The 13,602-nt window shown below is 68.7% G+C and carries 13 protein-coding genes; 12 read left to right on the top strand and 1 reads right to left on the bottom strand.

All coding sequences use genetic code 11. The features are described 5' to 3' along the window. Nucleotides 1-2: 2 nt before the first annotated feature. The 6 genes from KIT86_RS01705 to KIT86_RS01680 are packed head-to-tail and all read left to right on the top strand — an operon-like array spanning nt 3 to nt 6,081. On the top strand, nt 3-509 hold the full coding sequence (locus KIT86_RS01705) for a TRAP transporter small permease (RefSeq protein WP_297394375.1): 507 nt from the start codon (nt 3-5) through the stop codon (nt 507-509). Continuing rightward, nucleotides 509-1,813, top strand: coding sequence for a TRAP transporter large permease (locus KIT86_RS01700; RefSeq protein WP_297394374.1), 1,305 nt, complete (start codon nt 509-511; stop codon nt 1,811-1,813). Before KIT86_RS01705 ends, KIT86_RS01700 begins: the two co-directional genes overlap by 1 nt. A gap of 4 nt (nt 1,814-1,817) precedes the next feature. After that, nucleotides 1,818-2,855, top strand: a complete 1,038-nt coding sequence (locus KIT86_RS01695) for a phosphotransferase family protein (RefSeq protein ID WP_297394372.1) — start codon at nt 1,818-1,820, stop codon at nt 2,853-2,855. After that, nucleotides 2,852-3,367, top strand: coding sequence for a hypothetical protein (locus KIT86_RS01690; protein ID WP_297394370.1), 516 nt, complete (start codon nt 2,852-2,854; stop codon nt 3,365-3,367). The genes KIT86_RS01695 and KIT86_RS01690 overlap by 4 nt, the downstream gene beginning before the upstream one ends. Beyond that, nucleotides 3,364-4,494 (top strand): hypothetical protein, encoded by a 1,131-nt coding sequence (locus KIT86_RS01685; protein WP_297394368.1) that lies wholly within the window; start codon nt 3,364-3,366, stop codon nt 4,492-4,494. Before KIT86_RS01690 ends, KIT86_RS01685 begins: the two co-directional genes overlap by 4 nt. A 33-nt stretch (nt 4,495-4,527) precedes the next feature. Next, a complete protein-coding gene (locus tag KIT86_RS01680; RefSeq protein ID WP_297394366.1) occupies nt 4,528-6,081 on the top strand; it encodes a long-chain fatty acid--CoA ligase in 1,554 nt (517 codons plus the stop codon). 13 nt (nt 6,082-6,094) lie between these two features. Here the strand turns inward: KIT86_RS01680 and KIT86_RS01675 are convergent, their stop codons facing one another. Beyond that, nucleotides 6,095-6,691 (bottom strand): TetR/AcrR family transcriptional regulator, encoded by a 597-nt coding sequence (locus KIT86_RS01675; RefSeq protein ID WP_297394365.1) that lies wholly within the window; start codon nt 6,689-6,691, stop codon nt 6,095-6,097. A 116-nt stretch (nt 6,692-6,807) separates the two neighbouring features. Here KIT86_RS01675 and KIT86_RS01670 point away from each other — a divergent pair, with 116 nt between their 5' ends. The 6 genes from KIT86_RS01670 to KIT86_RS01645 all read left to right on the top strand — a co-directional run bounded on the left by KIT86_RS01670 (nt 6,808) and on the right by KIT86_RS01645 (nt 13,595). Next, the gene (locus tag KIT86_RS01670) at nt 6,808-8,064 is read left to right on the top strand and encodes an FAD-dependent oxidoreductase (RefSeq protein WP_297394363.1); all 1,257 of its coding nucleotides are present in this window, start codon (nt 6,808-6,810) and stop codon (nt 8,062-8,064) included. A gap of 130 nt (nt 8,065-8,194) precedes the next feature. Next, a complete protein-coding gene (locus KIT86_RS01665; RefSeq protein ID WP_297394362.1) occupies nt 8,195-9,046 on the top strand; it encodes an ABC transporter ATP-binding protein in 852 nt (283 codons plus the stop codon). After that, on the top strand, nt 9,043-9,825 hold the full coding sequence (locus KIT86_RS01660) for an ABC transporter ATP-binding protein (protein ID WP_297394360.1): 783 nt from the start codon (nt 9,043-9,045) through the stop codon (nt 9,823-9,825). Before KIT86_RS01665 ends, KIT86_RS01660 begins: the two co-directional genes overlap by 4 nt. Beyond that, a complete protein-coding gene (locus KIT86_RS01655) occupies nt 9,818-11,680 on the top strand; it encodes a long-chain fatty acid--CoA ligase (RefSeq protein ID WP_297394358.1) in 1,863 nt (620 codons plus the stop codon). Before KIT86_RS01660 ends, KIT86_RS01655 begins: the two co-directional genes overlap by 8 nt. After that, nucleotides 11,677-12,549: a branched-chain amino acid ABC transporter permease gene (locus KIT86_RS01650; RefSeq protein ID WP_297394356.1), complete on the top strand. Its 873-nt coding sequence runs from the start codon at nt 11,677-11,679 to the stop codon at nt 12,547-12,549. Before KIT86_RS01655 ends, KIT86_RS01650 begins: the two co-directional genes overlap by 4 nt. Beyond that, on the top strand, nt 12,549-13,595 hold the full coding sequence (locus tag KIT86_RS01645; RefSeq protein ID WP_297394354.1) for a branched-chain amino acid ABC transporter permease: 1,047 nt from the start codon (nt 12,549-12,551) through the stop codon (nt 13,593-13,595). The genes KIT86_RS01650 and KIT86_RS01645 overlap by 1 nt, the downstream gene beginning before the upstream one ends. Nucleotides 13,596-13,602 lie beyond the last annotated feature (7 nt).

Here is a 13,602-nt window from a genome sequence, read left to right as displayed (position 1 = left end):
CCATGATCGCACAAGCCACCGGTGGGCGCACGGTCCGCGCCCTGGAAGCGATCGGCGCGGTCGCGTTGCTGGTCCTCATGGTCACCGTCTTCATCGACGTCGTGGGGCGCAACCTGTTCAACGCGCCGCTGCCCTGGGGCACGGAGTTGCTCGAGATGGTGCTGGCCCTGATGATCTTTGCGATCTATCCCCTGCTGGCGATCGGCTTCGGCCACATCACCGTGGACCTGATCCAGCTGCCCGAGCGCATGCACAAGGTGCAGCGCGTGCTCGGCAGCGCAATCGGTGCCGTGGTGTTCGCGCTGATCGCCTGGTGCATGGTCCGCCAGGCGCTGCGCGCGGCCAGCTACGGCGAGGCCACGCCGCTGCTGGGGGTGCCGCTCTCCTGGGTGCTCGGCGGCATCGGGGCCATGGCGGTGGTCAGCACGCTGGCGTTCCTGCTGGCTGCCGCGCGCTCCATTCGCCCACCCCGCGCGCCCGCCGCGCCGCACGCCACCGAGGTGATCTGATGCTCGCCGCCTGTCTGGGTTTTCTTGTGGCGTTCGCGTTCATCCTGTTCCAGGTGCCGATCGCCACGGCACTGGCCTTTGCCGGTTTCGGCGGCTACGTCCTGCTCAACGGCCTCACGCCCGCGCTGAGCATGGTGGCCACGGTCACCAAGGACAGCACGCTGGTGTATTCGCTGATCGTGCTGCCGCTGTTCGTGCTGATGGGCAACCTCGTGGCCGGTGCCGGCATCTCGGGCGACCTGTTCCGTGCGGCTCAGGCCTTCATCGGCAAGCGCCGCGGCGGCCTGGCCATGGCGACCGTGGTGGCCTGCGGCGGCTTTGGCGCCATCTGCGGCTCCAGCGTGGCCACGGCGGCGACGATGGGCAAGGTGGCCATCCCTTCCATGCGCAAGCTCGGCTATGGCGACTCGCTCTCGTCGGCTGCGGTCGCCGCAGGCGGCACGCTGGGCATCCTGATCCCGCCCAGCGTGATCATGGTGGTGTACGGCGTGGCCACGCAGACCCACATCGGCATGCTCTTTGCCGCCGGCATCGTGCCCGGCCTGATCGCCATCGGCGGCTACATGGCGGCGGTGAAATGGTCGGTCTGGCGCAAGCCCGAACTCGCGCCGCTGGCCGAGGACAAGGAGCCGGTCAGCAAGCTGGCGCTGCTGCGCACGCTGTGGCCGGTGGCGCTGATCTTCGGCGTGGTCATGGGCGGCATCTATGGCGGATTCTTCACCTCCATCGAAGCCTCGGGCATCGGCGCGACGGCGGCGCTGGTGTTCGCGCTGACGCACCACTCGCTCAAGCTCAAGGACATCTATGCGATCCTGGTCGACACCGCGCGCACCTCGGCCATGATGTTCGCCATCATCCTGGGCGCTGCGCTGTTCGGCGAGTTCGTGAACCTCACCGGCGTGCACGAAGGCCTGCTGCAGGTGGTCAAGGCCAGCGGCCTGCCGCCGTTCGGGATCATCCTGCTCATGATCGTGCTGTACATCCTGCTCGGCACGGTGCTGGAGAGCCTGTCGATGATCCTGCTGACCGTGCCCATCTTCTTTCCGATCGTCCTGGCCCTGGGCTACGACCCGGTGTGGTTCGGCATCCTGGTCGTGATGGTGGTGGAGATCGGCCTGATCACCCCGCCCATCGGCGTGAACCTGTTCGTGATCCGCTCGGTCATGCCCGACATCCCCATGATGACCGTGGTGCGTGGCGTGATTCCGTTCATCGTCGCCGACGTGCTGCGCATCCTGCTCATTGCCGCCGTGCCGGCGCTCTCCCTGTGGTTGCCCAACCTGCTGTTCAAGGCAGCCGCCTGATAACGTGAAACCTGTCTTCGATCCCTCGGCGCCCGAACTGCCGGTGCGCCTTCAATCGTGGCTGTCCGCGCGCTGGGGCAAGCCGGTCCAGGTGAGCGGGCTGACGCGCTTTCCGGCCGGCATGTCCTGGGTGACCCTCGGGTTCACCGCCGAGTCGCCCGGTGAGCCGCCGCTGGAACTCATCCTGCGCGTGGGCGACCCGGGCGGCCTGTTCTCCCCCTACAGCTCGCGGCCCGAGTACGAGGCGCTGGCCGCCCTGGCCAGCGTGCCCGGCCTGCCGATTCCCAAGGTCTACGGGCACAGCGACGATCCGGCCATCCTCGGCGCGCCCTTCGTGGTCACGCAGCGCGTGGCCGGCGACACCCCCACGCCCTGGCGCGGCGCGCACGAGCGCGGCGAAGCCGCCAACCGGTCGCTGGGCCAGGACTTCGCCGATGCCCTGGGGGCCATCCACGCTTTCGACTGGACCACCACGCCGCTGGCCGCCTGGGCGCAGGACGGCGCCATCACACCGCAGACCACCGCGCTGCACGAGACGCGCCAGTGGGCGCGCCATGCCCAGCTGGGCAGCGGGCCGACGCCGCCGCAGATGCACTACGCCATGCGCTGGCTGGAGTCCAACGCGCCCCAAGCCGAGCGCATCACCATCGTGCACGGCGACTACCGGGTGGGCAACTTCCTGCAGCAGGACGGCCGCATCACCGCCATCCTCGACTGGGAGCTGGTGCACCTGGGCGACCCGCACGCCGATCTGGCCTGGGCCGGGCTGCGCACCTTCGCGGCCGGCACCAGGCGCATCGGCGGGCTGATCGAGCCCGAGGTGTTCCACCAGCGCTGGGAGGCCAAGACCGGCCTGCGGGTGCGGCCCGAGGTGGTGCGTTACTACGAGGTGCAGGTGCAATTCAAGATGGCCGCCATGCTGATGGGCGCCATGATCCGCGTGCAGACCGGGCGCTCGCGCGACGTGCGCATGGCCGCGATGGGCTTTCAGCTCACCTCCACGCTGATGGAACTCAACAAGCTGATCGCGGAGGCCGCATGAACCAGCCGCTGGACGCCCTGATGGGCAGCATCTGCCGCGCGCTGCGCGAGGAGGTTCTTCCGGAGTTGCGGAGCGACCACGCGCGCTCGCAGCTGGCCGGGGTGCTGGACGTGCTGGGCAAGGTGGAGCGCATGGTGGTCTGGTCGCCCGACGTGGCGCGCGAACAGCTCGAACTGCTCGAAGCCTGCCTCGCACAGGCGGCGGCCCGACTGGCCGCCGCTGGGCAGGCCGCGCCCCGCGGCATCGCGCCCCCATCGCCGCGACCACCTGAGACCCAGGCCGCGCTGCTGGCCGCGCTGGCCGACGCCGAGCGCCGCTTTGGCTTGTTCACGGACTGGCTGTTCTCGCCACCGGCAGGCCTGAGCACCTCGCTCAACCATGAGCTGCACGAACAGCTGCGCATGGCCCTTCGCCACACGCTCAAGGCGCAGCGTCGCCTGGTGCCCAGTGCCGACTTTTCATCGATGACCGCGCCGCGCCCAGCGGCCGACACCCAAGGAGTTTGCCCATGATGTCTGCCCAGGACGACCTGATCGGTCACCAGGCCCCCGCACCATTCGCGCAGCGCGCCGGCCAGGGCGACCCCCGCTTCACCGAGCGCTACTGGTACACGCTGCACCCGGTCGAGGGCTCGGTCGATGGCGTGCCCATGATCCTGGACATCGGCATGGGCTATTACCCCAACAAGGGCGTGATGGACGTGTTCGCCGGCATCACCGTGGGCCGCCAGCAGCACAACTTCCGCGCCTCGCGCGCGCTGGGCGCCACGCCGCTGGAGGCCGGCGCCGGGCCGCTGCGCATCCAGGTGGTGCAAGGCATGGCGCGGCACCGCCTCACACTCGCCGACAACGGCTCGGGCTTGAGCTTCGAGCTGGACTTCGAGGCCAGCTTCCCCGCTGCGCAGGAAAAGCAGAACTTTCGCGAGCGCAAGGGCGTGGTGGAAGAGGACATGGTGCGCATCTCCCAGTTCGGCCGCTGGCGCGGCTGGTTCGCCATCGGCGGCCAGCGCCACGAAGTGACGCCGCAGACCTGGTGGGGCCAGCGCGACCATTCCTGGGGCATCCGCTCCGAGATGCGCACCGACGAGTCCGCGCCACCGGTGCAGCAGCACAGCGGCTTCTTCTGGACCTGGTCGATGTTCCAGTTCGAAGACCTGGGCTTCTCCATCTTCCTCAAGGAGCGCGAGCCGGGACAGCCGCACTACCTCTCGGCCACCGAATTCGTGCGCGGGCCCGACGGCCGCGTGACGCACCGCGAGGCCATCGCCGTCGAGCACGACCTGGTCTGGGCCGACGATCCGCTGGGCCAGACCATCGAGTCCGGCGACTTCACGCTGCGTTTTGCCGAAGGCCCGCCGCGCTGCGTGCGCATGCAAGGGCTGGCCGCGCGCTTCTACTTGAAAGGGGGCCTGTACGGTGGCTTCCAAGGCTGGAACCACGGCGACCCCAAGGGCGACTACCACGCCGACCACGACGTGTGGGACCTGGACGATCCGGCCACGCGCGCGCGGGCCCGCACACTGGGCGACCACGTGGTGCGCGCCACCTGCGACGGCCGCACCGGCATCGGCATCAGCGAATACGGCGTGGCGCAGGGCTATGCTCGCTACCCCGGGCCGCAGCAGCACCCCGCGCTCTGAAGCCGCACAAGAACCGCAGGAGACCTTCCCACCATGCAGATGACCCAGGCCCTTGCACGCGCCGTGCAGACCCGGCGCCACCACACCGCCACGATCTTTGAGGGCCGACAACGCACCTGGGCCGAGGTCGGCGAGCGCGTGCCGCGCGCCGCCGCCGCCTTGCGCGCGCTGGGCCTCCAGCCCGGCGATCGGCTCGGCATCCTCGCGATGAACAGCGACAACTACATCGAGATCTTCTTCGCCGCGGCCTGGGCCAACCTGGTGCTGGTGCCGCTGAACACGCGCTGGGCCGTGCCCGAGAACATCTACACGCTGGGCGACGCGCAATGCCAGGCCCTGATCGTGGACGACGCCTTCGTGCCGCAGGTGCCGCAGCTGCTCGCCGGCCATTCGATGGCGCACGTGATCCACGCGGGGGAGGGCGCCACGCCCGAGGGCATGCGGGGCTACGAAGCCCTGATCGCCGCCACGCCGCCCATGGCCGATGAGTGCGGCAAGGACGACGAGCTCTGCGGCATCTACTACACCGGGGGCACCACCGGCCACCCCAAGGGCGTGATGCTCTCGCACAAGAACTTCATCTCGGCCTCGGTCAACTGGATCGCCACCCTGCACTTCGGCGAAGACACGGTCTACATGCACTCGGCCGGCCTGTTCCACCTGGCGGGCTGCTCGCCGGCCATCGCGCTCACGCTGGCCGGTGGCACGCACGTGTGCCTGCCCAAGTTCGACGCCGTGCTGGCTTTCGAGGCCATCCAGGCGCACCGGGTCAACTACTGCCTCTTCGTGCCGACCATGGTGAACATGATGATCAACCACCCGGCCTTTGCGCGGTACGACCTCAGCAGCGTGCGCTATTGCGAGTACGGCGCCTCGCCCATGCCGGTGCCGGTGCTGGCCGCCGCCATGGAGAAGCTGCCGACGTGGGAGTTCATCCAGGGCTACGGCATGACAGAGTCGGCCGCGCTCACCGTGAGCCTGCCCTGGCGCTACCACTTCGACCAGCCCGGCATGCCCAGCAAGCGCCTGGCCGCCGGCCGCGCGGCCTACGGCGTGGACGTGCGCGTCGTTGACGAGGAGGGCAACGAAGTGCCGCGAGGCACGCACGGCGAGATCGCGGTGCGCGGCCCCCAGGTCATGCTCGGCTACTGGCGCAAGCCCGAGGCCACCGCCGCCGCGCTGCGCAACGGCTGGCTGCGCACGGGCGACGCGGCCTACATGGACGAGGACGGTTTCGTCTACATCGTCGACCGCGTGAAGGACATGATCATCAGCGGCGGCGAGAACATCTACTCGCGCGAGGTCGAGAACGCGGTGCACGCGCACCCGGCGGTGCGCGACTGCGCCGTCATCGGCATTCCCAACGCGCAATGGGGCGAGTCGGTGCATGCGGTGGTCGTGCTCAAAGACGGGCACAGCGCCAGCGCGCAGGACATCATCGCCCACTGCCGCACGCTGATCGCGGGCTACAAGGTGCCGCGCTCGGTGGACTTCAGCGACGCGCTGCCGCTCTCCGGCGCTGGCAAGATCATGAAGAACGTGCTGCGCGAACCGTTCTGGCGCGGCAAGAGCAAATCGGTGAACTGAGCCGGCGGCCTCCTCAACCGCCGCTGCGAAAGCCGTCGAGGAACAGGGCCGAAATGCGCTCGGCCAGCTCGGCGGGCGTGATCGGGCCGTTCCTCTCGTACCAGGTGAAGGTCCAGATCACCATGCCGAACAGCAGCAGGGCATAAGGTGAATTCACCTCGGCGCGCGCCATGCGCTCGGGGTTGATCTCGCGCAGCAGGCCCACCATCAGCTGCATGAGCTCCTGCTCCAGCGTGCGCACGTCCTCGCGCTGCACCGGGGGCAGGAACTTGATGTCGTTCATCAGCACGAGGTGGTGGTTGCGCGACTTCGCGCCTTCCTGCACGAACGAGGCGACGAAGCGCTGGAAGCGCTCGGCCGCCGGGCGCGGCTCCTGCGCGATGGCGCTGAGCTCGGCCACCTGCCCGGTGATGTGCTCCTTCACGATGGCGTAGAGCAGGTCTTCCTTGCTGGCGAAGTAGTGGTACAGGTGCGACTTGGACGCGCCGCAGGCGGCGGCCACGTCGCTCATCGTCGCGCCGTCGAAACCCTTCTGCGCGATCAGTGCCACCGCGCGGTCGAGGATGACCTGCTTCTTGAGCTCGTAGTCGTTGGCCCGCACGCGCGTCATCTGGAATGCCCCCTGGGCTGGGTGGTGAGCGGTTGCATGTTCCTCTGTTCCCTTTTATATTTAGACCGACGAGACGGACTATAAGTCCAATGCCGCCACCACGCCATAGGGAAAGCATGGATCACACGGAAGAGACATTGATCGTCATCGGCGCGGGCCACGCCGGTGTGGAACTGGCCTTCGCAGCGCGCCAGCAAGGCTGGGCCGGCCCCATCGTGCTGCTGGGCGAAGAGCCGCACCTGCCTTACCACCGACCGCCGCTCTCCAAAGCCTTTCTCTGCGGCACGGCCGATGCGGCGTCGCTCGCGCTGCGCCAGGCCAGCGCCTTCGAGAACGCCGACATCACCCTCCAGCGGGGTGCGCGCGTGCGCGCCATCGACCGCGCCGCACACCGCGTGCTGCTGGCCGACGGCAGCGCGCTGGCCTACACCAAGCTGGCGCTGTGCACCGGCGGGCGCGCGCGAGCGCTCGACGTGCCGGGCCTGGAAGGCGCTGCGCCGCCCAACCTGCTGAGCCTGCGCACGCAGGCCGACGCGCAGGCGATCGCCGCCGCGGTGCGGGAGGGCGCGCGCGTGGTCATCATCGGCGCGGGCTATGTGGGCCTGGAAGTCGCCGCCTCGGCGCGCAAGCTCGGTGCCCATGTCACCGTGCTCGAAGCGCAAGCCCGCGTGCTGGCCCGGGTCACCGGCGCCACGCTCTCCGCCTTCTACGAAACGGTGCACCGGGAAGCCGGCGTGGACCTGCGCACCAGCGCCTCGGTGCGCGCGATCGAGCGCGATGCTTCGGGTGCGGTCGCCGCGGTGCTCTGCGGCGACGGCCAGCGGCTGCCGGCCGACGTGGTGATCGTGGGCATCGGCATGCAGGCGGACACCGCGCTGGCCGAAGCGGCCGGCCTGCGGGTGGAGGGCGGCATCGTGGTGGACGAGCACTCGGTCACCTCGGACCCGGACATCGTCGCCGCCGGCGACTGCACGGTGCACGACAGCGCGCTCTACGGCCGGCGCGTGCGCCTGGAGTCGGTGCCCAACGCGCTGGAGCAGGCGCGCGCCGCCGCAGGCTGGCTGTGCGGCAAGCCCCGGGCCAACCACGCCGTGCCGTGGTTCTGGTCCGACCAGTACGACCTCAAGCTGCAGATGACCGGCCTGGCCGACGGGCACGACACCTGCGTCGTGCGAGGTTCCCTGGTAGACCACAGCTTCTGCGCCTTCTACCTGCGCGCGGGCCGCCTGATCGCGGTCGACGCCGTCAACCGGCCGGCCGATTTCATGCTCGCCAAAAAGGCGGTGGCCGCGGGCGTGCAGGCCGATCCCCTGGCCCTGGCCGACACCGGCGTGCCTTTGAAAGAACTGCTGGCCACCGCCACGCCGGCCTAGGGTTTGTCCTAGACCGAACCGAACTTCATCACCCCATAATCGCGCCAATCAAAGACCGACGCGACGGACTAATTATCAGATTCCGACGGCCTTGACCGACCCACGCAACGACCTCCAGACGCCACGCCCCATGTCGCTACCATCCACCGCCGCCGCCCCGCCCCCAGGGACGGCGCCCGCCCAGGCCACCGTGCTGGCGGTCCACAACATCCAGATCGTCTATGGCGGCGCCATCGAGGCCGTGCGCGATGTCTCGCTCGAAGTGCAGGCCGGCCAGATCGTCGCGCTGCTCGGCTCCAACGGCGCGGGCAAGTCGACCGTGCTCAAGGCCATCTCGGCGGTGCTCGATGCCGAAGACGGCGAGATCGAGAAGGGCTCGATCCAGCTCTTTGGCCAGCACATCGAGAAAGCCGCGGCCCCCGAGATCGTGCGCCGCGGCCTGGTGCAGGTGCCCGAAGGCCGGCGCCTGTTCGCCACGCTCACGGTGGAGGAAAACCTGCTCGTGGGTGCGCACCTGCAAAGCCGACAGGTGCTCGACGAGGAGCGCGAGAACGTGTTCCGCCTGTTCCCCCGGCTGGCCGAGAAGCGCGCGGTGGTCGCGGGCTACCTCTCGGGTGGCGAGCAGCAGATGGTGGCCATCGGCCGCGCCCTCATGAGCCGGCCCAAGGTGCTCGCGCTGGACGAGCCCTCGCTCGGCCTGGCGCCGCTGATCGTCTCCGAAATCTTCTCGGCGATCGAAACCCTGCGCGACACCCAGGGCCTGACCATCCTGCTGGTGGAGCAGAACGCGACGCGCGCGCTGGCCATCGCCGACTACGCCTACATCATGGAAAACGGCCGCGTGGTGCTCGATGGCACCAGCGAAGCGCTGCGCCGCAACGCCGACGTGCGCGAGTTCTACCTCGGTCTGAGCGCGGCCCAGGGCCGCACCAGCATGCGCGACGTCAAACACTACAAGCGCCGCAAGAGGTGGCTGTCATGAGCGCACAACCCATTCTCGACGTGCGCGGCGCCACCAAGAAATTCGGCGGCGTGACCGCGGTCAACAACGTGAGCCTGCGCGTGATGCCGGGCGAGATCGTCAGCCTGATCGGCCCCAATGGCGCGGGCAAGACGACCACCTTCAACCTGATCAGCGGCGTGCTCGGCCTGAGCGCGGGCGAGGTGTTTTTCCAGGGCCAGGACACGGCGCGCCTGCGCTCGTCGGAATACGCGCGCGCCGGCATCGGCCGCACCTTCCAGAACCTGGCGCTGTTCAAGCACGGCACGGTGGTGGAGAACCTGCTCACCGGTCGCCACGTGCACTTCAACTACACGGTGCTGGAGTCGCTGCTCTTCTGGGGCCGGCCCCGGCGCGAGGAGATCGCGGCGCGGCGCAAGGTCGAGGAAATCATCGAGTTCCTGGAGATCGAGGAACTGCGCGACAAGCCGGTCTCGCAACTGGCCTACGGCCAGCAAAAGCGGGTGGAGCTCGGGCGGGCCCTGGCCTGCGAGCCCAGCCTGTTGCTGCTGGACGAGATCGTCGCGGGCATGAACCGCGAGGAAAAAGAGGACATCGCGCGTTTCACGCTCGACATCCGGGACGAATTCGGGATTTCGGTGCTCATGATCGAACACGACATGCAGGTGGTGATGGACCTGTCGGACCGCGTCTACGTGCTGGACTTCGGCATGCTGATCGCAGAGGGCACACCGGCCGAGGTGGCCGCCAACCCGGCGGTGCTGCAGGCCTACCTGGGCGGGGAGGCGGCACATGCTTGACCACGACCGGCTCATTCGCGGCGAGGCCACCATGCCCGGCCTGCTGCGCCTGCAGGCCAGCGAGCGCGGCTCGCAGGTGGCGCTGCGCGAGAAGATCCACGGCATCTGGCAGGGCCGCACCTGGCTCGAGTACTACCAGACCGCGCGCCGCGTGGCGCACGGCCTGACCCGGCTCGGCCTGCAGCGCGGCGATCGCATCATCATCGCGGCCGAAGACGTGCCCGAGTGGTTCTACGCCGACCTGGGCGCGCAGATGATCGGCGTGCAAGTGGTCGGCATCTACCCCACCAACCCCTGGGCCGAGGTGCAGTACATCGCCGGCCACTGCCAGGCCAGGCTGGCGGTGACGGGCGACCAGGAGCAGACCGACAAAGTGCTCGACGCCCTGCGCGAAGGCCCTGGCCTGCCGCACCTGGAGCACATCTTCTGCGTGGACATGAAAGGCCTGCGCCGCTACGAAAACGGCCGCCCGCACGCCTTCGAGCACCTGCTCGAGCTGGGCGACCAGCTGGTGGCCGAGGACCCGCTGGCCGAGCAACGCCTGGATGGGCAGATCGATGCCCTGGTGCCCGACGACGTCAACATCCTGGTCTACACCTCCGGCACCACCGGGCCGCCCAAGGGCGCGATGCTCACCCACCGCAACTTCGTCTACGGCGCCTACGCCTACATGGTGGCGCGCCAGATGACGGGCAAGCCCTTCGAATCGGTCTGCTACCTGCCGCTGTGCCACGTGGCCGAGCGCACCTATTCGACGGTGCAGCACCTGATCTCGGGCGGTTGCGTGAACTTCGCGGAGTCGGTGGACACCGTGGCGACCAACATCCGCGAGATCGGCCCCACCTTCTTCCTGGGCGTGCCGCGCATCTGGGAGAAGCTGCAGCAGGGCTTCGAGTTCCGCATGAAAGACAGCGGGCGCGCGCAGCGCTGGCTCTACCGCCTGGGCATGCGGCGCGGGCGCGCGCTGTCGGACCGCCGGGCCGAGCACGGCCACCTCCAGCGCCTGAGCGACCGGCTCGAATTCGGGCTGTGGTACCTGCTGCTGTTTCGCAACATGCAGCGCCACATGGGGCTCAACCGCACGCACACCCGGATGTGCGGCGGTGCCTCGGTCTCGCCCGAGACGCTGAAGTTCTTCGACATCATCGGCCTGCCGGTGGGGCAGGGCTACGGCCTCACCGAAGCCGGTGGCCTGGCTTTCGTGCAGGTGCCGGGGCGCCCCTTCATCCGCGGCAGCTGCGGCCCGGCCATGGAAGGCGTGGAATGGCGCCTGGGCGAGGACAACGAGGTCTTCGTGCGTTCGCCCGGTGTCTTCAAGGGCTACCTGTTCGACGACAAGGGCACTGGCGACATCCTCTCGGCCGACGGCTGGATCGCCACCGGCGACATCGTGGAGAAACACGGCGACGGCGAGATCGCGGTGGTCGACCGCAAGAAGGCCATCATCATCACCAGCGGCGGCAAGAACATCGCGCCCTCGGAGATCGAGAACGCGATCAAGGACAGCCCCTACATCCGCGAAGCCATCGTGGTGGGCGAGGGCCGCAAGTTCCTCGGCGGCCTGCTGCAGATCGACTTCGACACCGTGGGCCGCTGGGCCGCCGAGCGCGACCTGCAGTACACGACCTACAAGTCGCTCACCCTGCTGCCCGAGGTGATCGAGCTGGTGCAGGGCGTGGTCGACGAAGTCAACTCGCGCTTTGCCCGCGTGGAGAACGTGCGCAAGTTCGTGCTGCTGGAAAAGGAGCTCGACCACGACGACGGCGAGCTCACCGCGACGCAGAAAGTGCGCCGTGGCCTCATCAACAAGAAGTTCGCTCGCGAGCTCGAGATCATCTATGGGAGCGCGCCATGAACTACTTCATCGAACTGCTGGTCTCCGGCCTGGCAGTGGGCGCGATCTACGGCCTGGTGGCCATGGGCTTTGCCGTGATCTACAAGGCCACCGGCATCGTGAACTTCGCCCAGGGCGAGGTGGGCATGCTCAGCGCCTACATCACCTGGTCTCTGGCGACCTCGCTGGGCACCGGCAGCCTGGCCACGGTGGCGCTGGCGATCGTGGTGGGCGCGGTGCTGGGCCTGCTGTGCGAGCGCCTGATCATGCGGCCGATGCTGGGCGAGCCGGTGCTCTCGGTGGTGCTGGTCACGGTCGGCCTGGCCGTGGTGCTGCGCTCCATCGTCACCATCGTCTGGGGTGCTTCCCCGCACAAGTTCGAGGTGGCGGGCGCGGACGAGCTGGTGAACCTGGGCGGCATCGGGCTGCGCGTGAGCCAGCTGGGCGTGCTGGCGGCCCTGGTGCTGGCGGTGGCGGGCTTCTGGTACTTCCTGGGCCACAGCCGCTTCGGTGTGGCGATGCGCGCCGTGGCGGCCGACGAAAAGACGGCGCGCCTCATGGGCGTGTCCACCGCGCGGGTGCAGGCCGTGGCCTGGGCCTCGGCCTCGGCGCTGGCGGGACTGGCCGGCGCGCTGTTCGCGGTGATCTACGGCCTCACACCCACCATCTACGAACTCGGCCTCAAGGCCTTTCCCGCCACCGTGCTGGGCGGCTTCGACTCGGTGCTGGGCTCGGGCGTGAGCGGTCTGATCATCGGCGTGCTTGAGAACATGACGGGCGGCTACCTCTCCAGCTCCCTCAAGGAAATCGCGGGCTTCATGCTGATCCTCGTGGTGCTCATGGTGCGGCCTTTCGGGCTGTTTGGCGAAAAACGAATCGAGAGAGTCTGATGCGCAGCGGATACTTCAAAGAGCACTACAGCGGGCTGGTCGTCCTCACGGACTCGCCCGTGGTGAAGGCGTGGGTCGCGGTCCTGATGGCGGCGCTGGTGGCGGCCCCGTTCCTGCTGGGCAACTTCGCGCTCTCGCACGTGACCATCATCCTCTTCACCCTGATCGGGGTGCTGGGTCTGACGGTCCTCACCGGGTTCGCGGGCCTGATCTCGCTGGGCCACGTGGGCTTCCTGATGCTGGGCGCGTACTCGTACGCCATCGGCGTCACGCGCCTGGGCCTGCCGCCCGAGCTGGCACTGCTGGCCGCGGCGGTGGTGCCGGCCTTCTTCGGGCTGCTGGTGGGCCTGCCTTCGCTTCGCTTGCACGGGCTGTACCTGGCGATCACCACGCTGGCCTTCAGCCACATCGTGGCCACCGCCATCCTGGCCGGCGGCAAGTTCACCGGGGCGGGGCGCGGCATCATGGTGATGCGCCCGACGATGTTCGGCCTGGACCTCTCCAGCGACCGTGCCTTCTACTGGTTCTGCCTGCTCATGTGCACGCTGGCCGTGCTGGTCACGCTCAACCTGCGCCGCTCGGTGCTGGGCCGCGCGCTGGTGGCGCTGCGGGACAACGACATCGCTGCGCGCACCATGGGCGTCAACCTGGTGCGCTACAAGCTGCTGGCCTTCCTGATCAGCGCCGCGCTCACCGGCCTGGCCGGCGCCATCATGGGCATGTACCTGAGCATCGTCAGCGTCGAGGCGTTTCCCTTCCTGCTGTCGATCGAGGCGCTGGCGATCATCATCGTCGGGGGCCTGGGCTCGGTGCTGGGCGCGGTGCTGGGCACGGTCTTCATCGTGACACTCCCCGAGGTCTTCAGCTCGCTGGTGCAACTGCTCGGCGGGCGCCTGCAGGACGTGATGACCACCAGCGCGCACGAAGTCAAGAGCGTGCTCTACGGCCTGGCCATCATCGGTTTCCTGCGCTTCGACCCGCGCGGCCTGCGCGGCATCTGGCACGACATCCGCCACACCTGGGTGTTCTGGCCCTTGCGTTACTGACGACCCC

The sequence above is a fragment of the Hydrogenophaga sp. genome, from assembly GCF_026125825.1.
In the GTDB taxonomy this organism is placed as follows: Bacteria; Pseudomonadota; Gammaproteobacteria; order Burkholderiales; family Burkholderiaceae_C; genus Hydrogenophaga.
This window is presented reverse-complemented; position numbering and strand designations above follow the sequence as displayed.

Bases quoted from the DNA above. Each gene is read 5' to 3' on its own strand.
- KIT86_RS01705 (WP_297394375.1), top strand. From the start codon at position 3: ATGATCGCACAAGCCACCGGTGGGCGCACGGTCCGCGCCCTGGAAGCG.
- KIT86_RS01700 (WP_297394374.1), top strand. From the start codon at position 509: ATGCTCGCCGCCTGTCTGGGTTTTCTTGTGGCGTTCGCGTTCATCCTG.
- KIT86_RS01690 (WP_297394370.1), top strand. From the start codon at position 2,852: ATGAACCAGCCGCTGGACGCCCTGATGGGCAGCATCTGCCGCGCGCTG.
- KIT86_RS01685 (WP_297394368.1), top strand. From the start codon at position 3,364: ATGATGTCTGCCCAGGACGACCTGATCGGTCACCAGGCCCCCGCACCA.
- KIT86_RS01680 (WP_297394366.1), top strand. From the start codon at position 4,528: ATGCAGATGACCCAGGCCCTTGCACGCGCCGTGCAGACCCGGCGCCAC.
- KIT86_RS01675 (WP_297394365.1), bottom strand. From the start codon at position 6,691: ATGACGCGCGTGCGGGCCAACGACTACGAGCTCAAGAAGCAGGTCATC.
- KIT86_RS01670 (WP_297394363.1), top strand. From the start codon at position 6,808: ATGGATCACACGGAAGAGACATTGATCGTCATCGGCGCGGGCCACGCC.
- KIT86_RS01665 (WP_297394362.1), top strand. From the start codon at position 8,195: ATGTCGCTACCATCCACCGCCGCCGCCCCGCCCCCAGGGACGGCGCCC.
- KIT86_RS01660 (WP_297394360.1), top strand. From the start codon at position 9,043: ATGAGCGCACAACCCATTCTCGACGTGCGCGGCGCCACCAAGAAATTC.
- KIT86_RS01655 (WP_297394358.1), top strand. From the start codon at position 9,818: ATGCTTGACCACGACCGGCTCATTCGCGGCGAGGCCACCATGCCCGGC.
- KIT86_RS01650 (WP_297394356.1), top strand. From the start codon at position 11,677: ATGAACTACTTCATCGAACTGCTGGTCTCCGGCCTGGCAGTGGGCGCG.
- KIT86_RS01645 (WP_297394354.1), top strand. From the start codon at position 12,549: ATGCGCAGCGGATACTTCAAAGAGCACTACAGCGGGCTGGTCGTCCTC.